The organism is Enterobacter sp. PL_is379, assembly GCF_055817355.1.
Genome location: NZ_JBVPGT010000033.1, coordinates 440034 through 460082, shown reverse-complemented (window position 1 = coordinate 460082; position 20049 = coordinate 440034). Strand labels below are relative to the sequence as shown.

General features: G+C 54.0%; 21 protein-coding genes. 11 read left to right on the top strand and 10 right to left on the bottom strand.

Features of this window, described 5'->3' with window-relative positions; genetic code table 11:
* Positions 1 to 3: 3 nt before the first annotated feature.
* On the bottom strand, positions 4 to 561 hold the full coding sequence (locus AC0TOY_RS23460) for a kinase inhibitor (RefSeq protein WP_061715622.1): 558 nt from the start codon (positions 559 to 561) through the stop codon (positions 4 to 6).
* Positions 562 to 762: 201 nt separating this feature from the next.
* Between AC0TOY_RS23460 and AC0TOY_RS23455 the strand changes: the two genes are divergently transcribed.
* Positions 763 to 1077 (top strand): hypothetical protein, encoded by a 315-nt coding sequence (locus AC0TOY_RS23455; protein WP_047071946.1) that lies wholly within the window; start codon positions 763 to 765, stop codon positions 1075 to 1077.
* Here the strand turns inward: AC0TOY_RS23455 and AC0TOY_RS23450 are convergent.
* Positions 1074 to 1883, bottom strand: coding sequence for a DUF4225 domain-containing protein (locus tag AC0TOY_RS23450; protein ID WP_473722654.1), 810 nt, complete (start codon positions 1881 to 1883; stop codon positions 1074 to 1076). The two genes, AC0TOY_RS23455 and AC0TOY_RS23450, sit on opposite strands and share 4 nt — an antisense overlap.
* Positions 1884 to 2052: 169 nt before the next feature.
* On the opposite strand from AC0TOY_RS23450, the gene rlmI reads away from it, so the two are divergent.
* Both rlmI and hspQ read left to right on the top strand, forming a co-directional pair.
* Complete coding sequence (gene rlmI / locus AC0TOY_RS23445; RefSeq protein ID WP_473722653.1) at positions 2053 to 3243, top strand: 23S rRNA (cytosine(1962)-C(5))-methyltransferase RlmI; 1191 nt, start codon at positions 2053 to 2055, stop codon at positions 3241 to 3243.
* 60 nt (positions 3244 to 3303) lie between these two features.
* Positions 3304 to 3621 (top strand): heat shock protein HspQ, encoded by a 318-nt coding sequence (hspQ, locus tag AC0TOY_RS23440; RefSeq protein WP_008499919.1) that lies wholly within the window; start codon positions 3304 to 3306, stop codon positions 3619 to 3621.
* 37 nt (positions 3622 to 3658) lie between these two features.
* Here hspQ and AC0TOY_RS23435 read toward each other — a convergent pair whose 3' ends face one another.
* The gene (locus AC0TOY_RS23435) at positions 3659 to 4072 is read right to left on the bottom strand and encodes a CoA-binding protein (protein WP_008499920.1); all 414 of its coding nucleotides are present in this window, start codon (positions 4070 to 4072) and stop codon (positions 3659 to 3661) included.
* Between the two features lie 173 nt (positions 4073 to 4245).
* Between AC0TOY_RS23435 and csgI the strand changes: the two genes are divergently transcribed.
* Entirely contained in the window at positions 4246 to 4908 is a 663-nt protein-coding gene (csgI, locus tag AC0TOY_RS23430) for a curli synthesis inhibitor (protein ID WP_032638793.1), read from the top strand.
* A gap of 80 nt (positions 4909 to 4988) precedes the next feature.
* Positions 4989 to 5447, top strand: coding sequence for a methylglyoxal synthase (gene mgsA / locus AC0TOY_RS23425; RefSeq protein ID WP_473722652.1), 459 nt, complete (start codon positions 4989 to 4991; stop codon positions 5445 to 5447).
* 58 nt (positions 5448 to 5505) lie between these two features.
* Here the strand turns inward: mgsA and helD are convergent, their stop codons facing one another.
* Positions 5506 to 7560 (bottom strand): DNA helicase IV, encoded by a 2055-nt coding sequence (gene helD / locus AC0TOY_RS23420; RefSeq protein WP_473722651.1) that lies wholly within the window; start codon positions 7558 to 7560, stop codon positions 5506 to 5508.
* 123 nt (positions 7561 to 7683) lie between these two features.
* Here helD and AC0TOY_RS23415 point away from each other — a divergent pair, with 123 nt between their 5' ends.
* Positions 7684 to 8130, top strand: coding sequence for a YccF domain-containing protein (locus tag AC0TOY_RS23415; RefSeq protein ID WP_023311032.1), 447 nt, complete (start codon positions 7684 to 7686; stop codon positions 8128 to 8130).
* 19 nt (positions 8131 to 8149) lie between these two features.
* Positions 8150 to 10312 carry a YccS family putative transporter gene (gene yccS, locus AC0TOY_RS23410; RefSeq protein ID WP_048991028.1) on the top strand — a complete coding sequence of 721 codons (2163 nt, stop codon included), beginning with the start codon at positions 8150 to 8152 and terminating at the stop codon, positions 10310 to 10312.
* On the opposite strand, the gene AC0TOY_RS23405 is transcribed toward yccS, so the two are convergent.
* Positions 10269 to 10895, bottom strand: a complete 627-nt coding sequence (locus tag AC0TOY_RS23405; RefSeq protein WP_023311030.1) for a TfoX/Sxy family DNA transformation protein — start codon at positions 10893 to 10895, stop codon at positions 10269 to 10271. The two genes, yccS and AC0TOY_RS23405, sit on opposite strands and share 44 nt — an antisense overlap.
* 217 nt (positions 10896 to 11112) lie before the next feature.
* Here AC0TOY_RS23405 and sulA point away from each other — a divergent pair, with 217 nt between their 5' ends.
* Both sulA and ompA read left to right on the top strand, forming a co-directional pair.
* On the top strand, positions 11113 to 11622 hold the full coding sequence (sulA, locus tag AC0TOY_RS23400) for an SOS-induced cell division inhibitor SulA (RefSeq protein WP_024907764.1): 510 nt from the start codon (positions 11113 to 11115) through the stop codon (positions 11620 to 11622).
* 354 nt (positions 11623 to 11976) lie between these two features.
* Positions 11977 to 13032 (top strand): porin OmpA, encoded by a 1056-nt coding sequence (gene ompA, locus AC0TOY_RS23395; RefSeq protein ID WP_024907765.1) that lies wholly within the window; start codon positions 11977 to 11979, stop codon positions 13030 to 13032.
* A 65-nt stretch (positions 13033 to 13097) separates the two neighbouring features.
* Here ompA and matP read toward each other — a convergent pair whose 3' ends face one another.
* A complete protein-coding gene (gene matP / locus AC0TOY_RS23390; RefSeq protein ID WP_008499929.1) occupies positions 13098 to 13550 on the bottom strand; it encodes a macrodomain Ter protein MatP in 453 nt (150 codons plus the stop codon).
* Positions 13551 to 13736: 186 nt separating this feature from the next.
* On the opposite strand from matP, the gene AC0TOY_RS23385 reads away from it, so the two are divergent.
* Entirely contained in the window at positions 13737 to 15497 is a 1761-nt protein-coding gene (locus tag AC0TOY_RS23385; protein ID WP_473722650.1) for an AAA family ATPase, read from the top strand.
* A 68-nt stretch (positions 15498 to 15565) separates the two neighbouring features.
* Positions 15566 to 16084 (top strand): 3-hydroxyacyl-[acyl-carrier-protein] dehydratase FabA, encoded by a 519-nt coding sequence (fabA, locus tag AC0TOY_RS23380; RefSeq protein WP_008499931.1) that lies wholly within the window; start codon positions 15566 to 15568, stop codon positions 16082 to 16084.
* 71 nt (positions 16085 to 16155) lie between these two features.
* Here fabA and rmf read toward each other — a convergent pair whose 3' ends face one another.
* The 4 genes from rmf to pqiA all read right to left on the bottom strand — a co-directional run bounded on the left by rmf (position 16156) and on the right by pqiA (position 20041).
* A complete protein-coding gene (gene rmf / locus AC0TOY_RS23375; protein WP_013097261.1) occupies positions 16156 to 16323 on the bottom strand; it encodes a ribosome modulation factor in 168 nt (55 codons plus the stop codon).
* Positions 16324 to 16579: 256 nt separating this feature from the next.
* Positions 16580 to 17146 carry a membrane integrity-associated transporter subunit PqiC gene (pqiC, locus tag AC0TOY_RS23370; protein WP_024907767.1) on the bottom strand — a complete coding sequence of 189 codons (567 nt, stop codon included), beginning with the start codon at positions 17144 to 17146 and terminating at the stop codon, positions 16580 to 16582.
* Positions 17143 to 18783, bottom strand: coding sequence for an intermembrane transport protein PqiB (gene pqiB / locus AC0TOY_RS23365; protein ID WP_061715628.1), 1641 nt, complete (start codon positions 18781 to 18783; stop codon positions 17143 to 17145). Before pqiB ends, pqiC begins: the two co-directional genes overlap by 4 nt.
* 4 nt (positions 18784 to 18787) lie before the next feature.
* Positions 18788 to 20041 carry a membrane integrity-associated transporter subunit PqiA gene (gene pqiA / locus AC0TOY_RS23360; protein WP_024907769.1) on the bottom strand — a complete coding sequence of 418 codons (1254 nt, stop codon included), beginning with the start codon at positions 20039 to 20041 and terminating at the stop codon, positions 18788 to 18790.
* Positions 20042 to 20049 lie beyond the last annotated feature (8 nt).

Below are 20049 nucleotides of genomic sequence, written 5' to 3'. Positions count from 1 at the left end.
TCCTTATCTGCTGTAGGTTGCTGTTAACTGAGCCTTTGCCAGAGTGTGACTATTAATCATAAAACCGACCAGCGCGCCGCTGGCATTTTTGTCGACGGGCAGTGTATCTACGTCCAGCGCCCAGACGGTAACCTGATAGCGGTGAGGCTTGTCCCCGGCAGGTGGACATGCGCCGCCGAATCCAGAATAGCCGAAATCATTGCGCCCCTGCACCACGCCGGCAGGTAATTTCTCGCCGTTCGGGTTACCGGCATCAGCGGGCAGCGTCATTGTATTCGCCGGTATATTGGCTACGGTCCAGTGCCACCAGCCACTGCCGGTGGGCGCATCAGGGTCATAGACCGTAACGGCAAAACTTTTTGTACCGGCGGGCGGATTTTTCCATGCCAGCTGGGGAGAGGTATTCCCACCATGGCAGCCAAATCCCTCAAATACCTGCTGCTGCGCCAGCCGCCGATCGCCGGAAATATCCCGGCTGGTCATGCTGAAAGACGTTGCTGCGAAAACCTGAAAACTCATTGCCGTCAGAGCGGCTATTGTGATGACACTGCGCTTTTTCATGGGTGCTTCCTCTGCTGAACTGGAGGCCCTACTGTAAAGCCTGCTGCAATGCCGTAATGTGCCTAAGCGATTCGATTTTGTGCCGAAACGCTCAACGGCATCCACAGATGATTGCACCTTGCTGAATGTGCTACTCTACGCACCGTGAGTATGTACGTGTACAAACAGTAAATGGGATTTTTTGCGTGAAAGGAAAACGATATGAATGTCACTGATGAAGCTCTGTTGCGTTCTGGTTTCACACTGTCTGACTTGCAGAAGATAAAAAATAACGTTGAGAGATACGGTGGAACGCTTGAAGAGGCGATTTACGATCTCGCCCGTCGATTTAATACCTTACTTTGGGTAGCCAGTGTATGCTTCACGATCCTGATTATACTTGTCGTTTTCAGTTCACCTCTCAAAGCATTGGCGTGGGGGCTGGCGATTATCATAGGGGTAAGCATTATGACTCTCGCACAGCCTCCTGTACTGTCGTATAAATCCTGGCGTTACCGAAAAAGCACCAGAGATTAACGGATTCCGTTATCTGTTGTTATCAGATCAAAAATGACCTTGGCTTTAACGCCATATCCGACAATCTTCATCGTGAGTTTAGGCGCGCCCATCGTACTGACTTTGCGATAGTAATCGTGTGGAAGCCATCGAAACAATCTCCACGCTCCCGTTTTTCGGGCTAGTCCAGCGATACTATAGACACTTGCACCAAGAGTAACACCGTTATAAAAAGCCAATCCTGAGTTGGGACTGAACCCCATAAACTGAGCTGTTTCCATAACGGTATCAGCAATCATTCCCTGTGAAGGTTTTTGTCCTGCTGGTAGATCAAAGTTGAGTACTTCCCGGGTCAACCCGTTAATTCCATCAGCAATAAGGACAGCTCCTGCAAACATGCCTATCGGCCCCATAGTGGATAACATCACAAATCCACCAAACAAAACGACGCCTGATAGCACAACATTCACTGCCGAAATGACATATCCGACAATTTTATTATTTTCCCTGACAATCTCGACTTTTGCATAAAGCTGCGCGGCGCGGGTTCTTAGCAGATGCTCTTGCTCACGAAGATTTTCCGTTTCAGCTCGAAGATTCTTGATGCAAACCATACATTCTTCATCTGTTCTGGCACGACGCGCTGTTGCAAACTCCTTTTCAACGACCTGTTTTATTTCTTCTACAAACTTGATACGACAAAGCCCGTCCTGAAGGTAGAAGGCTGATAACTGGTTGGCTGTATCAACGAGCTTATGCGCCTCCAGATTAACCATGGTCTCAGACCATGCCCTGTTTCTTCCCTTATTTAGTAACGCAATATCCATTTTGATTCCCTCCGGCTTTTTAACGGTAACGAGCTTAATTACTCCATCGCTTTGATTATTTTACGTGCGACGCGATCAGGAACAACAGAAAATGATTTCAACAAGCTCTGATCCGTTTTGATGTGCTACTCTACGCGCCATTTCCTTGGAATCGACAGAACAGCAAATTATGAGTGTACGTTTAGTGTTAGCCAAAGGGCGCGAGAAATCATTACTGCGCCGTCATCCCTGGGTCTTTTCCGGCGCGGTTGCCCGTATGGAAGGCAAAGCCAGCCTCGGTGAAACCATTGATATCGTGGACCATCAGGGGAAATGGTTAGCGCGAGGTGCTTACTCGCCAGCCTCCCAGATCCGCGCGCGCGTCTGGACGTTTGATAAAGATGAAACCATCGACATCGACTTCTTTGTGCATCGTCTGCAGCAGGCGCAGCAGTGGCGCGACTGGCTGGCAAAACGCGACGGGCTGGACAGCTACCGTCTGATTGCCGGTGAGTCCGACGGCCTGCCGGGCGTGACCATCGATCGCTTCGGTAACTTCCTTGTGCTGCAGCTCCTGAGCGCCGGAGCGGAATACCAGCGTGCCGCGCTGATTAGCGCGCTGCAAACGCTGTTCCCGCAGTGCGCCATCTATGACCGCAGCGACGTTGCGGTGCGCAAAAAAGAGGGCATGGAGCTGACGCAGGGTCCGGTCACGGGTGAACTGCCGCCTGCCCTGCTGCCGATTGAAGAGCACGGCATGAAGCTGCTGGTGGATATTCAGGGCGGGCACAAAACCGGTTACTACCTCGACCAGCGCGACAGCCGTCTGGCTACGCGTCAGTACGTTGCCGACAAACGCGTGCTGAACTGCTTCTCCTATACCGGCGGTTTTGCCGTTTCGGCACTGATGGGCGGCTGTGCCCAGGTGGTGAGCGTGGACACCTCACAGGAAGCGCTCGACGTGGCAAAACAGAACGTCGAGCTGAATAAGCTGGATCTGAGCAAAGCGGAGTTTGTACGCGATGACGTGTTCAAGCTGCTGCGTAAATATCGCGATCAGGGCGAAAAGTTCGACGTCATCGTGATGGATCCACCCAAGTTTGTGGAAAACAAAAGCCAGCTGATGGGCGCGTGCCGTGGATATAAAGATATCAACATGCTGGCTATCCAGCTGCTGAACCCGGGCGGGGTTCTGCTCACCTTCTCTTGCTCAGGCCTGATGACCACAGATTTATTTCAGAAAATCATCGCCGATGCCGCAATAGATGCTGGCCGTGATGTACAATTTATAGAGCAGTTCCGTCAGGCAGCCGATCACCCCGTGATTGCTACCTACCCGGAAGGACTGTATCTGAAAGGGTTTGCCTGTCGCGTCATGTAACTTGAAAAGAGAAATATTGCCCGCACATAACGTGTAAGTCGTATTTCCCGGGAGGTGACTATGATTGCCAGCAAATTCGGTATCGGCCAGCAGGTCCGCCACACTTTGCTCGGGTATTTGGGTGTGGTCGTGGATATCGACCCGGAGTATTCACTTGATGAACCGTCAGCAGACGAGCTGGCGGTGAATGCAGAGCTTCGCGCCGCGCCCTGGTACCATGTGGTGATGGAAGGTGATGATGGACAACCCGTTCACACCTATCTTGCTGAAGCGCAGCTGAGCAGCGAGCTGCAGGAAGAGCATCCGGAGCAACCCACTATGGATGAACTTGCTCAGACTATCCGCAAACAGTTACAGGCTCCGCGCCTGCGGAACTAAGCGTGTAAAAAAAGCCCGATGAACGGGCTTTTTTTTATTACTTCGCCAGCCCCAGGCGGGGGATGTCGATCGCCGGACAGCGATCCATGACGACGTTTAACCCCGCATCCCGCGCCAGCACCGCAGCCTGCTCGTTAATCACGCCCAGCTGCATCCACAGCGTTTTCGCCCCGACGGCGATAGCGTCCTGCGCCACTTCCCACGCCGCCTCGGAATTTCGGAAGACGTCGACCATATCAATTTTTTCCGGCACGTCAGCGAGCGTGGCATAGCCCTGCTGGCCCAGTAAGGTTTTCCCCGCCACTTTTGGCGAGACCGGGATGACGTGATAGCCCTGATCGAGAAGGTATTTCATCACCCGATAGCTTGGACGATCGGGTTTATCGCTCGCGCCCACCAGCGCAATGGTACGCGTGGATGTCAGAATCTCGGCAATATCGTTCTCTTTCATGGTTTTTCTCCTGGCTTTTTTAAAAGTGTACGCCAAACCGCACATCTCAACCATCCATCCCATACCGACGCATGAGGGCAAAACGGCGAAATATGTCTATATGTTAGTAAACATGATTCTCGAAAAATTTAGATACATTAATGCGGCGAGAGGATTTCTGACGGGAGCCTTCTATGAAAACCGGTATTGCCACTGCTCTGATTGCGTTAGTGATGCCGGTCTGCGTTTTTGCGACCACGCTCCGGCTCTCTACCGATATTGATCTCCTGGTACTGGACGGAAAAAAGGTTTCCAGTTCGTTATTGCGCGGTGCGGACAGCATCGAGCTGGATAACGGGCCGCATCAGCTGGTATTCCGGGTGGAAAAATCGATCGGTCTGGCGAATCACGAGCAAAGGATGTACATCTCGCCGCCGCTGATCGTCAGCTTTAATACCCGGCAAATCAGTCAGGTCAACATTACCCTGCCTCGTCTTGAAACGGAGAAAGAATCGGCGGCCTTCGACGCGTCTCCCCGCATTGAACTGCTGGACGGAGATGCGATGCCGATTCCGGTGAAGCTGGATATTCTGGCGCTGACGACCTCACCAAAAGGTCCGGATTACGAGGCCGCGACCCAGACCTATAACAAAGCGGGTAAACGCGCGTCGCTTCCTCAGTTTGCCACCATGATGGCTGACGACAGTACGCTGCTATCCGGCGTCTCGGAACTGGACGTTATTCCTCCCCAGTCCCAGACCCTGACGGAACAGCGCCTAAAATTCTGGTTCCAGCAGGCCGATCCCGACACGCGGGCCCGGTTTTTACAGTGGGCAAAACAACAACCTTCATCATAAGCCACATTTTTTACGCCTTTCTCTTGCAGCGTCAGACGGTTCCCGTCATCGTGTAGGCAGTTAACCTGATGGATATGATTATGGAACTGACAACACGCACGCTACCTGAACGCAAACACATTGCGCTGGTGGCGCACGATCACTGTAAACAAATGCTGCTTAACTGGGTTCGCCACCATCAGTCTTCGCTGGAAAAGCACGATCTGTCGGCGACCGGTACTACCGGTAACCTGATCCAGCGCGAAACGGGTCTGCAGGTGAATGCCATGCTGAGCGGCCCGATGGGCGGCGATCAGCAGGTCGGCGCGCAGATCTCCGAAGGGAAGATTGATGTGCTGATCTTCTTCTGGGACCCGCTGAACGCGGTTCCGCACGACCCGGATGTCAAAGCCCTGCTGCGTCTGGCGACGGTGTGGAATATTCCGGTGGCGACAAACCTGTCGACGGCGGATTTCATCATCGAATCGCCGCAGTTTAATTCGCCGGTTGATATCCTCATTCCGGACTATCAGCGTTATCTTTCCGACAGATTGAAGTAGCTTTTTTGCCGGGTGGCGGCTACGCCTTACCCGGCCTACAAAACCTTCCCTGACGTCGTTATGGTTTACGCGCTACCGGCACATCAATACTCTTCAGGATATCGACAAACACGGATGGCTCCTCTTTATTGAACAGCAGCCACACGCGATGGCGCGCGCGGGTGATAGCCACATACAGCAAACGCCGCTCTTCGGCATCCGGGAAGTCTTCCGGCACCGGCAGCAAGGCCTGTTCCATTACCGACTCGCGGGCCGGAGCCGGGAAACCGTCGCTGCCCTCTTTCAGCCCCATGACAATCACATAGTCGGCCTGCTGCCCTTTGCTGGCGTGAATCGTCATAAATTCAAGCTGCAGCTTCGGCCAGCGGGTGGCCGCCTTTTCCAGCGCCTCGGGTTTGAGGTGATGGTAACGCGCCAGCACCAGGATACGCTCATCGGGCTTCGCATAGCCGCTGAGCTTGTCCAGCAGCGGTTCCAGCTGATCGTCCGCCAGCAGGGTCACGGCTTTTTTATCCCCTGCCCGCAGGCTATTGAGCGGTTTTGCCAGCTGATGCGGGTTCTGCTGGATAAAGCGGTTGGCGATTTCACCAATCCGTGAATTGAAGCGGTAGGTCGTGTCCAGATCGCTGCGATCGCCTTCGCCAAAATAGTGGTGGAATGCGGTTGTCAGGGAGAGCTGCGCCCCGCTGAAGCGATAGATGGCCTGCCAGTCGTCCCCCACCGCAAACAGCGAGGTATGCTTATTTTGCGCCCGCAGCGCTGAGAGCAACGCTGCACGCTGCGGAGAGATGTCCTGGAACTCATCCACCAGAATATGCTTCCACGGGCTGACAAAACGCCCCTTCTCAAGAATGATGATGGCCTGATGGATCAGGCCGGAGAAATCAACGGCATTTTCCTCTTTCAGCGCGGTTTTCCAGGCTTTCAGTAGCGGAGCCATCAGCTTGACCCGCTTCGAAAACAGATCGCGGATCGCCTCCGGCACGCTTTCAATCATCTCTGCCTGCGATCCACCGTGCATTCGCATCAGGCTGACCCAGCGGTCAAGTCGCGAACCCAGCCGACGCGCCAGCTTATCATCCTGCCAGAAGCTACCCTCTGGCACGTCCCAGCTGAGCTCCTCCTCCAGCCACTGACGCCACCCTTTTGCCTGCGCCTTTTTCTCACTGCACTGCTGGCGCCACGTTTTGATGAACAGCGCCTGACGCGCCTGCGCGTCGTTTTCCAGCTTACTGATGGAAGGTACTTTTTTACTGCCCTGCTGAATAATATGCAGCGCAAGGGCATGAAAGGTTCTGGCCGTGATATCCCGGGTGTGCAGGCGTTCCTGGATACGTTCGTCCATCTCCTGGGCAGCCTTGCGGCCAAAAGCCAGAAGCAGAATTTGATCGGCTACCGCTTCCCCGGTCGTCAGCAGCCAGCCGGCACGCGCCACCAGCACCGACGTTTTACCGCTACCGGCCCCCGCCAGCACCAGCAGCGACTGCTCGCCGTTGACCACCGCGCGCGCCTGGGCCGGATTGAGCGGTGACGATTCCACCGTACTGAAAAAGTCGGCATATTGGGTGAGCATGGCGTCCGTCCAGGCGTGATTATGGGCGAGACGGCTTTTATCCTTATCATTCAGCCAGGCCTGACACTGGCGCCAGGCGTCGCGACAGTTGTCAAACTCGTCGAGACGCGTCACGGAGAGCGGCAGCGCCGAGAGTGCCTGTCGGATCTTTTGCTGCAGCCCGGCGGTCTGCTGACGGGTCAGCCACGCGTGTTGCGCGTTGCTTTGCGCGATATCGTCCAGCACCTGCTGGAGCACCTGGGCGGCAATCACGCTCATATCCTGGCTCCACTGCTGCCAGAGCGCGTTCAGGTGATGGTGGAAACGCTGAGTTTCCGCCCACTCGGTGCCGTGAAGACGCACGACTTTATCGTCAGGGAGAACGAACTCCAGCTCGCCCCACACCAGCCCGCGTTTGCAGTGGATAGCCAGAAGCTGATTAAACGGAATAAGGTATTCGTGGCGTTCCCCGGAGACTTTCACCCCGGCATTAAGGAGAACAACCCTGTCGTAAGGGTGTTGCGCCAGGCGTTTGCCTAACGACGTTGCTTTCAGTTCCATGTTCCGCCAAATCCACGAAGAGATAATTTACCTGACAGTTTAACTGCCAGTTTTAAGGTGCTCCAGCCTAAAAAAACGTTACAATCATTGGGCGTTAATTTTATCGAAAGGAAGTGAGGGTTTATGCGTACCGTTCTGAATGTGTTGAATTTTGTGCTGGGCGGTTTTGCCACCACCCTTTCCTGGCTTTTTGCCACGCTGGTGAGCATCGTCCTGATTTTCACGCTTCCCCTGACCCGTTCCTGCTGGGAAATCACAAAACTCTCCTTAATCCCCTACGGGAATGAAGCCATCCACGTTGACGAGCTGAATCCGGAGAGCAAAAACGCCCTGATGAATACGGGCGGAACCCTGCTGAACATTCTGTGGCTGATTTTCTTCGGCTGGTGGCTGTGCATCATGCATATTTTTGCCGGTATTGCACAGTGCATCACGATTATTGGCATTCCGGTGGGGATCGCGAACTTTAAGATCGCCGCCATCGCCCTTTGGCCCGTCGGCCGCAGGGTTGTTCCGGTAGAAGTGGCCCAGGCGGCGCGTGAAGCAAACGCTCGTCGTCGTTTTCAGTAAATAAGGACCGGCCGCGTTTATGCTAAGCCCACTGCTTCGCCGTTATACCTGGAACAGCACCTGGCTTTATAACGTCAGGATATTCATCGCGCTTTGCGGCACGGTTGCTCTGCCCTGGTGGCTGAATGATGTCAAACTCACTATTCCGCTCACGCTAGGAGTGGTGGCCGGGGCGCTGGCGGACCTGGACGATCGTCTGGCCGGGCGTTTGCGTAATCTGGTCATTACGCTTGTCTGCTTTTTTATTGCGTCAGCGTCCGTTGAGCTGCTTTTCCCGTGGCCCTGGCTGTTTGCCCTGGGTCTTACCCTCTCAACCAGCGGGTTTATTTTGCTCGGTGGCCTTGGGCAGCGCTATGCCACCATCGCTTTTGGTGCATTGCTGATCGCCATCTACACTATGCTGGGCGTTTCCCTGTACGACCAGTGGTACCAGCAGCCGGTTCTGCTGTTGCTGGGTGCCATCTGGTATAACCTGCTGACGCTAACCGGTCATCTGATCTTCCCGGTTCGCCCTCTACAGGATAACCTTGCCCGCAGCTTTGAGCAGTTAGCCCACTATCTGGAACTGAAATCCCGGCTGTTCGACCCGGATATCGAGGAAGAAAGCCAGGCGCCGCTCTACGATCTGGCGCTGGCAAACGGCCAGCTGGTTGCCACCCTTAACCAGACAAAAGCCTCTCTGCTGACCCGTCTGCGCGGCGATCGCGGTCAGCGCGGAACGCGAAGGACCTTACACTACTATTTTGCCGCCCAGGATATTCATGAACGCGCCAGCTCATCGCACGTTCAGTATGCCGCACTGCGCGAGAGATTCCGCTACAGCGACGTGATGTTCCGCTTCCAGCGCCTGCTCTCCATGCAGTCTCAGGCGTGTCAGCGGCTCTCGCGCTCCATTCTGCTGCGCACGCCCTATCAGCATGATCCCCGCTTTGAACGCGTATTCAGCCACCTTGATGCGGCGCTCGACCGCGTTCAGGCCAGCGGAACGTCACCGGAACACATCAAAGCGCTGGGCTTTCTGCTGAACAACCTGCGGGCGATTGATGCACAGCTGGCAACCATTGAGTCCGAACAGGCGATGGCACTGCCGGGCAGTGAGGTGGAAAACCAGCTTGCTGATGACAGCGTGCACAGCGTTAGCGATATGTGGCTACGCCTGAGCCGCAACTTTACGCCGGAGTCGGCTCTCTTTCGCCACGCGGTGAGAATGTCGCTGGTGCTGTGCGTGGGGTATGCCTTTATTCAGATAACCGGACTGCACCACGGCTACTGGATCCTGCTCACCAGCCTGTTTGTCTGCCAGCCGAACTATAACGCCACCCGACACCGACTTGCGCTGCGTATTATCGGTACGCTGGTTGGCGTCGCGATCGGCCTTCCGGTGCTCTATTTCGTGCCTTCCGTCGAAGGTCAATTGATTCTGATCGTCATCACCGGCGTGCTGTTCTTCGCGTTTCGCAACGTGCAGTATGCCCACGCCACCATGTTCATCACGCTGCTGGTGCTGCTCTGCTTTAACCTGCTGGGTGAAGGGTTTGAAGTCGCCCTGCCCCGCGTGATCGATACCCTGATTGGCTGCGCGATCGCCTGGGCCGCGGTCAGCTTTATCTGGCCGGACTGGCGTTTCCGTAATTTACCGCGCGTGGTCGACAGGGCGATGAATGCCAACTGTCGATACCTTGACGCTATCCTGGAGCAGTACCACCAGGGGCGCGATAACCGCCTGGCTTACCGGATAGCACGTCGTGATGCGCACAACAGTGATGCAGAACTGGCCTCCGTTGTCTCTAACATGTCAACGGAGCCTCGCGCCACGGCGGAAATTCGTGAGACTGCGTTCCGCCTGCTCTGCCTGAACCATACGTTTACCAGCTATATTTCGACGCTGGGTGCCCACCGTGAGAAGCTCACCAACCCGGGTATTCTCAACCTGCTCGATGACGCCGTCTGTTATGTCGATGACGCGCTTCATCACCGCCCAGCCGATGAGCCACGCGTGCAACAGGCGCTGAATGAACTGGCGCAACGCATTGCGCATCTTGACCCGGGAAACGACAGCAAAGCGCCGCTGGTTCTTCAGCAGATAGGCCTGCTTATCGCTCTGCTGCCTGAAATTTGCCGGCTGCAACAGCAAATCGCTACCTGGAGGAGTGATTCTCCTGTGGCTCAGGCAGCGCATTAAACCACTCCGTCAGCTCCCGGCGAATGCCTGCCGGGAGTGCCGCCTCATGCAGCCCTTCAATAGCCCCTTCGAGCGCGAAGAGGACTTTAATACTGAGCGCTTTATTTTTCGCCCGCATCTTCAGCCAGCTGGCTCTGGCGCCCAGCGCCCGGAGTGTTTCTTCATTGGTAATACCGGCTTCAAAAAGCAAGACTTCAAGCTGAAAGGTCAGGTTTGGCAGATCCTTGAGTCGGTTTCGTTGATGGCGCTGATAGCGCTCTTTTCTTGCCGCACTGAGCGCAAACGAGGAGAGCTGAAGCAACCGCTCCCTGTCCTGCCATAATCCGTCATCCACACGATAATAGTTGAGCAGCACCGGGCGGCCTCGCTTCATCAATGTCAAAAATGAGGAGGCATTCTTTACACAGTATTTCGCACTCTCCTCACAAGCCCGAAGATAAAGCTCGCCATCAGACACCATGGCAAAAACCGCATCATCCACCGCCAGGGTGTAGCCGCCAAACAGCGCGCGATGATGAATCTCGCCCAACGGGGAGAGGTATTCCTGGGATTTATAAATCCGTTCATAAGATATCTTTTTCATGATATTTCCCTTCAAAATCATAAAATAACAACGAAATTTCTTACTAGCGGATCCGTTAGCAGGAAAATAGGCAACTTATCGCCGTTGAGCAAGATGATTTTTCCAGGGGCATCAAGATTGAATGAATTTTGCGAGTCGCTTTCCGAAAATGAGGTTGATCTTTATGCATACAGGGGTTACTGTATATCCATACAGTAACTACAGGGCTGGAATGAATATGCACACTTCAGGCTATGCAAATCGCGCAATCTCTCTCTCTTCTGCCGCAGGCAATGTCGCGCAGAATTCCGTCGAGCGTGTTTCCACAGGGCTTATCAGTGAAGTGGTTTATCGTGAAGACCAGCCCCTGTTGACGCAACTTCTGTTGTTGCCGTTATTACAACAGCTTGGTCAGCAATCGCGCTGGCAGCTTTGGCTCACGCCTCAGCAAAAACTGAGCCGTGAGTGGGTTCAGTCCGCTGGCCTTCCGCTGACCAAGGTCATGCAGATTAATCAGCTCTCACCGTGCGATACCGTTGAGTCGATGATCCGCGCGTTACGCACCGGAAATTACAGCGTGGTAATTGGATGGTTACCCGAAGAATTGACGGAAGAGGAACATTTCCGTCTGACTGAAGCCGCTGAAGAAGGGAGTGCGATCGGGTTCATTATGCGTCCGGTTCGATCGGATTCTTACCGCAGAGGACAACTTTCTGGGCTAAAAATTCACTCAAATTTGTATCATTGAGTGAAATTAAGATTTTTCCTGGAATTTTTTTCGACCACAAGATGGCATTAAAGTTCCCGGTCTGAAAATTGCGGCAAGGCTTGTCTGGTGCGGTTCTCCTTCATTTTATTGCACAAAATTCGTTCTAAAAATGTTAAATAATCGGTATACGGAACTTTTTTTTTCATATGCCTGACAGACTTCACACTTGTAAGTTTTCAGCTACGTTGTAGACTTTACATCGCCAGGGGTGCTCGGCCTAAGCCGAAGATATCGGTAGATTTATATTTGACCACGCCCCCCGGTGAAGGATTTAACCGTGATTCTCTCTTGAGACTTTCATGGCGAATTTTGGATGATAACGAGGCGCAAAAAATGAAAAAGACAGCTATCGCGATTGCAGTGGCACTGGCTGGCTTCGCTACCGTAGCGCAGGCCGCTCCGAAAGATAATACCTGGTATGCAGGTGGTAAACTGGGCTGGTCTCAGTTCCACGACACCGGCTGGTACAACAAAGACCTGAACAACGATGGCCCGACTCACGAGAGCCAGCTTGGTGCAGGTGCGTTCGGTGGCTATCAGGTTAACCCGTATGTTGGTTTTGAAATGGGTTACGACTGGTTAGGTCGTATGCCATACAAAGGCGACACCGTAAACGGCGCTTTCAAAGCACAGGGCGTTCAGCTGACCGCTAAACTGGGTTACCCAGTAACTGACGATCTGGACGTGTACACCCGTCTGGGCGGCATGGTATGGCGCGCTGACTCCAGCAACAACCAGGTTGGTAGCGACCATGACACCGGTGTTTCCCCAGTATTCGCTGGTGGCGTTGAGTGGGCTATGACCCGTGACATCGCTACCCGTCTGGAATACCAGTGGGTTAACAACATCGGCGACGGCAACACCGTTGGTGTTCGTCCAGACAACGGCATGCTGAGCGTAGGTGTTTCCTACCGTTTCGGCCAGCAGGAAGAAGCAGCACCAGTTGTTGCTCCAGCGCCGGCTCCAGCTCCAGAAGTACAGACCAAGCACTTCACTCTGAAGTCTGACGTTCTGTTCAACTTCAACAAAGCAACTCTGAAACCAGAAGGTCAGCAGGCACTGGATCAGCTGTACTCTCAGCTGAGCAACTTGGATCCTAAAGACGGTTCTGTAGTGGTTCTGGGCTTCACCGACCGTATCGGTTCTGACGCTTACAACCAGAAACTGTCTGAGAAACGTGCTCAGTCTGTTGTTGATTACCTGATCTCTAAAGGTATCCCAGCTAACAAGATCTCCCCACGTGGTATGGGCGAATCTAACCCAGTTACTGGCAACACCTGTGACAACGTGAAAGCTCGCGCTGCACTGATCGACTGCCTGGCTCCAGATCGTCGCGTAGAGATCGAAGTTAAAGGCATCAAAGACGTTGTAACTCAGCCAGCGGCATAAGTTATCGTCTTATAAAAAAACCCCGCCATGCGGGGTTTTTTATTGTCTGAAGAAAAGTAAAAAATCTACTTTTTACCCAACAACGCCTGAAGGTCGTTCTTCAGTGTCGACATCTGGTTGGCGTATTTCTCTTTATGTTCTGCATCCTCAATCAGCTGCACGATGGTTTCCGACAGCGTTTTGCCCCGTCGTTGTGCCAGTCCGGCCAGGCGCTGCCAGACAACAAATTCCAGGTCGATTGATTTTTTGCGAGTGTGCTGATGCTCAGCATTAAAATGCCGTTTGCGTCGCGCACGGATAGTTTGCTTCATCCGGTTTAACAAGGCAGGATTGATGTGTTTCTCAATCCAGCCGTTAACCTGTACCGGTTCATTTTCGAGGGTCAGCAAAATATCCACGGCTTCTTGTGCAGCGCTGGCTTCGATGTAGCAGGTGATCAGCTCCCCTTCACGGTGCTTTTTGACCAGGTACTTCCATTTCCAGCCGCTTTCGAGATTTTCCAGTTGTTGATATTTCATTGCGATCTCAGTGTTACCACGTAACTCTGTTCAGAATATCAGTTTTTTAGCAATCTGCTGAAAAGAAATCATATCCTGTGAGTGAATGCAGCCAATCACCCTGTCGAAATCCCCAATCCTGCTTGGGTACAGCCCCCCGCTTACGGTATACTCCACGCTTTTACATCTGACTAAAAAACATCAACTTTGACCATTACGAAACTTGCATGGCGTGACCTTGTTCCGGATACCGAAAGTTATCAGGAACTGTTTGCACAGCCCGAACTCGCAAAAGAACACGAATTCATCCTTAGCGATACGCAGCCCCGTTTGCATTATGCGCTGGAGCAGGTCTTAAGCCCATGGGCAACTGCGCCTTTCATGCTGCTCAAAGCCCCGGAAGAAGCGGAATACCTGACGTTGTTCGGGGATGCCGTGCGTCAGTTAAAGCCGGAAGCGAACGCCGTTTTTGGCGGCCAGTATCGTATCGCGGGACATGATGTCACTTTCGAACCGGCGGCACAGGCCGACGACCATTTTGCCGCTAAGGGCGAGGTGATTACCGCTAACTGGGTTGAGGCTGAACAACTCTTTGGTTGTCTGCGCCAGTTTAACGGCGAGCTTTCGCTGCAGCCTGGGCTGGTACATCGCGCAAATGGCGGTGTTCTGATCATCTCACTGCGCACCCTGCTCTCGCAGCCGCTGCTGTGGATGCGTCTGAAAACCATCGTGCACCAGCAGCGTTTCGACTGGGTCGGCTACGATGAGTCTCGTCCTCTGCCCGTCTCTGTTCCGTCTATGCCGCTGTCGCTGACCGTCGTGCTGACGGGCGACCGTGAATCGCTGGCGGACTTCCAGGAAATGGAGCCGGAACTGGCTGAGCAGGCCGTGTATAGCGAATACGAAGACAACATCCAGATTGCTGATGCCGACGATATGGCGCAGTGGTGCCAGTGGGTGATGGCTGTAGCAGAACGTTCTGCGCTGCCAACCCCTGCGGCTGACGCATGGCCGGGCTTAATCCGCGAAGCGGTACGCTACACCGGTGACCAGGAAACGCTGCCGCTTTGCCCGCTCTGGATCGGCAAACAGCTGCGTGAAGTGGGTGTGATCAGTGGTGACGGGGCGTTCACCGGCGAACAGCTCACTCAGATGCTGGCTCAGCGTGAGTGGCGAGAAGGCTATCTTGCTGACCGCATGCAGGATGAAATTCTGCTCGAACAAATTCTGGTGGAAACCGAAGGCGAACGCGTCGGGCAGATTAACGCCCTGTCGGTGATTGAATTTCCAGGCCATCCGCGCGCATTCGGGGAGCCGTCCCGTATCAGCTGCGTTGTGCACATTGGCGATGGCGAGTTTACCGATATTGAACGGAAAGCCGAGCTGGGCGGCAACATACACGCCAAAGGCATGATGATCATGCAGGCGTTTTTGATGTCAGAGCTGCAGCTTGAGCAACAGATCCCCTTCTCCGCCTCGCTGACGTTTGAGCAGTCCTACAGCGAAGTGGATGGCGACAGCGCCTCTATGGCCGAGCTGTGCGCCTTAATCAGCGCCCTGGCGGAAGTGCCCATCAATCAGAACATCGCGATCACCGGTTCGGTGGACCAGTTCGGCCGCGCCCAGCCAGTGGGAGGCCTCAACGAGAAAATTGAAGGCTTCTTCTCTATCTGTCAGCAGCGCGGTTTAAACGGCAAGCAGGGTGTGATTATCCCGGCTCCCAACGCACGCCATTTAAGCCTCAGTCAGGAGATTCTGGATGCGGTGGAACAAGAGCAGTTCGCTATCTGGGCCATCGAAGGGATTGAGGATGCACTACCCTTACTGACAAACCTGGTATGGGACGGCGAAGGGCAAACCACTCTGATGCAGACTATCCAGGAGCGCATTGCTCAGGCGACACAGCAGGATGCTCGTCATCGTTATCCATGGCCGTTACGCTGGCTGGGCTGGTTTAGTTCGAACTGATCGGACTTGTTCAGCGTACACGTGTTAGCTATCCTGCGTCCTTCACTAAAATAAGGCTTACTGAGAACATGGTAGATAAACGCGAATCCTATACAAAAGAAGATCTTCTTGCCTCTGGTCGCGGTGAACTGTTTGGCGCGAAAGGCCCACAGTTACCGGCCCCGAACATGCTGATGATGGACCGTGTCGTGAAAATGACCGAAACCGGCGGCAACTTCGATAAGGGTTACGTAGAAGCAGAACTCGATATCAACCCGGACCTGTGGTTCTTCGGTTGCCACTTTATTGGCGATCCGGTAATGCCTGGCTGTCTGGGCCTGGATGCGATGTGGCAGCTGGTTGGCTTCTATCTGGGCTGGCTGGGCGGTGAAGGTAAAGGCCGCGCACTGGGCGTGGGCGAAGTCAAATTCACTGGCCAGGTTCTGCCTACAGCGAAGAAAGTGACCTATCGTATTCACTTCAAGCGCATCGTTAACCGCCGCCTGATTATGGGCCTGGCAGATGGCGAAGTGCTGGTAGACGGGCGTCTGATCTATAGCGCAAGCGACCTGAAAGTTGGCCTGTTCCAGGATACTTCTGCGTTCTGATCGTGCTTTTCGCACTCCCGGAAAGGCGAAACCTCCGCATTGCGGAGGTTTCTTTTTTGAAAGAGACGTTATCAGGCTATGAGTGCCCTGTCGCCGATGGCTTCTCGCCAACCTCCAAGCCATTGTGACCTTTGATTTATCGTCTGATAAGGACACATTTCTTTAGAACGTCCAGCGATGCCGGCCTGATAACCACGTTGATGAGCCCGTTCCAGGCGATCTCGTTTCTGTCTCTTCATGCCTCGTTTCCCTCATTCTTTTGTCTGGTGGAAAGAAAACAGTGTCTGCACTCAATGTACAGGCACAGATAACGAATACCCCGAATTAGCCCCATCGTCAATGTTCAAAATTCATACGGGTGTCATATTTGTGAGCTACCTGGAAGTTCATTTGTACAAAAATTGTGACGCAGCACAAGTAACAAACTGAAGTGAAAACGAAAAAAAAACCGCAATCAGCGAGAGGCCAACTGCGGTTTTTGATGATGAATTTTACTTATGGCAGCCGGGAGATTTCCCTCGCGATGCTGGCCGACTCCTGTGCCCAACCCTGAGCCAGGACTTTCACCATTTCGTCATAGCCATCTTTCTGCTGCTTGAGCTCCAGATGGAAAGGACGCTTAATCAGCTGCCCCTGATGATTCAGCAACCACTCCCCGCTGATCACCACCGCACCATCATAACGGCCGTGGAAGCCCGTTACGGTGACGTTCAGCGTATCCTGGTCGTTACCCAACGGCTGCGACGCGACAACCCAACCCGGTAGCTGACTGCCCAGATTGGCCACCAGCGTGTTGCGCAGCTGTTGATCCAACGGGCTGGCCCACAGGTTGTTCGTCGCAATCACGTATTTAACGTCGCTGGTCTGATAGACCACGCCGTTTCCTGCCAGATAATCCGGCACCGCAACCTGCTCAACCCACAGCTGACGGTTTCCCTGACTGGCCGTGCTTTGCCCACCGCTGTGGGTCGCCACAGGCAGCTGATAGTAGCTTTTATTATCTACTCCTGAACTGCACGCCGTTAACAGCAGAGCACCAACCATCAATAGCCACTTTTTCATTCTTTTGCCCTCTTCGGCTCAGGATCCTTTTTATCTTTCGCTTCGAACACTAGCGCATTGCTCTTCTCGTTGAGCGTTTTCAGCACCGGCTGCAGTTCACGTAAGACCTGATCAAGACGCTGCATATCTGCCACCATCTTGTTGTAGGCCGCTGAACCCGGCTGGAAGCCCTGCATACTGCGGTTCAGCTCACGCAGCGTTTTCTGCATGTCCTGCGGAAGCTGCTGCATGCTCTGGCTCGCCGTAATCTTGTTGATGTTATCCAGCGTGGTTTGCAGACGACGCATCGTTGCCTGGCTTTCGCTCAAAGAGTTCGTCGCCGCTTCAATCATCGGATTCAGTGGCAGATTGTTGATCTTATCCAGCGTCTCCATCAGACGCTGCTGGATCTGCGCCAGGCCGCTACTCACCGTTGGGATGATCTTATATCCACCGAATTCACGGATACCGGTAATCGGCGGCGCTTTCGGGTAGAAGTCCATATCCACATACAGCGCACCGGTCACCAGGTTACCCGTCTTCAACGATCCACGCAGGCCGCGTTCCATCAGTTGAGAGATATGGGCAGCAATATCCTGATTTTCGCCAATCTGGTTTAGCAGACGCTCCGGTTCGATGCGGATCAGCACCGGAATACGATAGTCATCATCCAGCATCTGGCTCAGGCCCGGGACGAAGAACGGAACTTGTCCAACCGTACCGAGACGAATACCGCGGAACTCAACAGGTGCCCCCGGCTGCAGACCGCGGACAGAATCTTTGAAGAACATCAGGAAGTCGACGTGATCGGTATAGAGCGCATCCTGAATACTTTTTTGATCGTCAAAGAGACGGAAAGCGGTGTTCTCTGCGACCGGCTGCCCTAAATCCAGGCCTTCCGGCACGTCAAAACTTACGCCGCCGCCAAACAGCGTGGTCAGCGACCCCATTTCAACGCGCATACCTGCCGAGGTCAGATCCACCGCGATCCCGCTGTCTTTCCAGAAACGGACATTGCTGGTGACCAGCCGATCGTTTGGCGCATTGATAAAGAGCTGATAGCTGATCGCGCGTTTCTGCGGATCAAACGTGCTTTTCTCAACCGACCCGACCCGGTAGCCGCGGAACAGAACCGGGTCGCCCGCCGTGAGCTGACCTGCTTTTTTACTGTCGAGGATCACGCGGATACCCTTGGCATCAGGCGGTGCAAGCGGCGGTGAGTCCAGGAGCTGGTATTTGGCTGGCTGGTTACCCTTAGCGCCGGGCTGCAGCTCAATGTAAGCGCCCGAAAGCAGCGTCCCTAAGCCGCTGATTCCCTCACGCCCCACCTGCGGCTTAACGACCCAGAAAACGGAATCGCCGTGCAGCAGTTTTTCCATGCCGGCATTAAGGCGCGCCTTGATCTCCACATGGGTTAAATCGTCGGTCAGGGTTGCACTTTCCACCACTCCCACATCCACGCTTCGGCTTTTGATAGTCGTTTTACCGCCCTCAATCCCCTCGGCATTGGTGGTTATCAGCGTGACTTCCGGTCCCTGATGGCTGTAATGATAAAACAGGATCCATGCACCGATCAGCGCAGTCACGATGGGAAAAATCCACACCGGCGACCAGTTTTTGACCTTCTGCACTTTCGCCTCTCCACTCTTATTTTCCATGCTCTTACTCTTCCTCATGGCTTGATTCAGGCTCACGATCCCACGATAAACGAGGGTCGAAGGTCATGGCCGCAAACATGGTCATAATCACGACCAGTGCAAACATTAAAGCCCCCATCGCGGGATAAATACTCATCAAACCGCCCATCCGCACCAGTGCAGAGAGAACGGCGATGACAAACACGTCAATCATTGACCAGCGTCCGACAAACTCGACCACTTCATAAATCAGGTGCATGCGTTCGCTATCGCGTTTTCCATGCCCTTTCGCATCCCAACAGAGCCAGGCAATGGCAATCATTTTTAAGGTGGGCACCATAATACTGGCGATAAAGATGACGCCGGCGACCGGATAAGAACCTTCGCCCCAGAGCAGTATCACCCCGGCGAGGATCGTCGAGGGCATTTTGTCACCGAGCAAATCGGTGATCATGATCGGCAGAATATTGGCTGGCAGATACAGCATGATGGATGTGACCAGCAGCGCCATCGTCCACTGAAGGCTATTTTTACGGCGTACGTGCCCTTTCGTTTCGCAGCGCGGACAAACGTCGAGATCGGCGGGCAGCACGGCGGTGCAGCATGGGCAAGAACGCAGCCCCTGACGAATACCGGGTACGCCGACCTTCACCGTCTGTGCAAGCGTCGGCGCTGGCGCGATATCGTCCCACGCCCAGCGCCTGTCCACGCACTGGAAGGCGCGCAGCTGCAGAACGCAGTACAGACACCAGGGAATAAAGCTGCTGCCAATCCCCACGTCGCCGTATGCCATGAGCTTCACGAAGCTGACCAGAATCCCCGCCAGAAAGATCTCGGCCATCCCCCAGCTTTTGAGCTGAAAAAGGATACGCGCCAGTCGGATTTTCAGCGGTGCCGGCATCCTGACGCGGTTCACCAGCAAAAGGATGACGACCAGACAAAAAGCCGGGACTATCTGGACAAACAGGAGAAAAAAGGTCCCCAGGCTGGCGTAATCTTCCGAGAACATCACGCCCGGAATTTCAAGCAAATCTACCTGGCTGGTGATCCCCCCCACCTTCATATAGATGAAGGGGAAGAGATTGGAGAGCAGCAGCATAAACAATGCTGCCAAAGCATAAGCAGTGGGACGCTGCCGCGGCGCGTCCCACTCGGTTGTCAACGTCGCACCGCAACGTGGACACAGGGCTTTATGTCCGTGACCAAGCTCTGGCAACGCCACGAGCATATCGCATTGCGAGCATAAAATATGCCTGTCGGCATGGTGCTGGTCACACATATGTTATC

What these genes read in the sequence shown, in the direction of transcription:
- AC0TOY_RS23460 (WP_061715622.1), bottom strand. Translation starts at nt 561, where the DNA reads ATGAAAAAGCGCAGTGTCATCACAATAGCCGCTCTGACGGCAATGAGT.
- AC0TOY_RS23455 (WP_047071946.1), top strand. Translation starts at nt 763, where the DNA reads ATGAATGTCACTGATGAAGCTCTGTTGCGTTCTGGTTTCACACTGTCT.
- AC0TOY_RS23450 (WP_473722654.1), bottom strand. Translation starts at nt 1,883, where the DNA reads ATGGATATTGCGTTACTAAATAAGGGAAGAAACAGGGCATGGTCTGAG.
- rlmI (WP_473722653.1), top strand. Translation starts at nt 2,053, where the DNA reads ATGAGTGTACGTTTAGTGTTAGCCAAAGGGCGCGAGAAATCATTACTG.
- hspQ (WP_008499919.1), top strand. Translation starts at nt 3,304, where the DNA reads ATGATTGCCAGCAAATTCGGTATCGGCCAGCAGGTCCGCCACACTTTG.
- AC0TOY_RS23435 (WP_008499920.1), bottom strand. Translation starts at nt 4,072, where the DNA reads ATGAAAGAGAACGATATTGCCGAGATTCTGACATCCACGCGTACCATT.
- csgI (WP_032638793.1), top strand. Translation starts at nt 4,246, where the DNA reads ATGAAAACCGGTATTGCCACTGCTCTGATTGCGTTAGTGATGCCGGTC.
- mgsA (WP_473722652.1), top strand. Translation starts at nt 4,989, where the DNA reads ATGGAACTGACAACACGCACGCTACCTGAACGCAAACACATTGCGCTG.
- helD (WP_473722651.1), bottom strand. Translation starts at nt 7,560, where the DNA reads ATGGAACTGAAAGCAACGTCGTTAGGCAAACGCCTGGCGCAACACCCT.
- AC0TOY_RS23415 (WP_023311032.1), top strand. Translation starts at nt 7,684, where the DNA reads ATGCGTACCGTTCTGAATGTGTTGAATTTTGTGCTGGGCGGTTTTGCC.
- yccS (WP_048991028.1), top strand. Translation starts at nt 8,150, where the DNA reads ATGCTAAGCCCACTGCTTCGCCGTTATACCTGGAACAGCACCTGGCTT.
- AC0TOY_RS23405 (WP_023311030.1), bottom strand. Translation starts at nt 10,895, where the DNA reads ATGAAAAAGATATCTTATGAACGGATTTATAAATCCCAGGAATACCTC.
- sulA (WP_024907764.1), top strand. Translation starts at nt 11,113, where the DNA reads ATGCACACTTCAGGCTATGCAAATCGCGCAATCTCTCTCTCTTCTGCC.
- ompA (WP_024907765.1), top strand. Translation starts at nt 11,977, where the DNA reads ATGAAAAAGACAGCTATCGCGATTGCAGTGGCACTGGCTGGCTTCGCT.
- matP (WP_008499929.1), bottom strand. Translation starts at nt 13,550, where the DNA reads ATGAAATATCAACAACTGGAAAATCTCGAAAGCGGCTGGAAATGGAAG.
- fabA (WP_008499931.1), top strand. Translation starts at nt 15,566, where the DNA reads ATGGTAGATAAACGCGAATCCTATACAAAAGAAGATCTTCTTGCCTCT.
- rmf (WP_013097261.1), bottom strand. Translation starts at nt 16,323, where the DNA reads ATGAAGAGACAGAAACGAGATCGCCTGGAACGGGCTCATCAACGTGGT.
- pqiC (WP_024907767.1), bottom strand. Translation starts at nt 17,146, where the DNA reads ATGAAAAAGTGGCTATTGATGGTTGGTGCTCTGCTGTTAACGGCGTGC.
- pqiB (WP_061715628.1), bottom strand. Translation starts at nt 18,783, where the DNA reads ATGGAAAATAAGAGTGGAGAGGCGAAAGTGCAGAAGGTCAAAAACTGG.
- pqiA (WP_024907769.1), bottom strand. Translation starts at nt 20,041, where the DNA reads ATGTGTGACCAGCACCATGCCGACAGGCATATTTTATGCTCGCAATGC.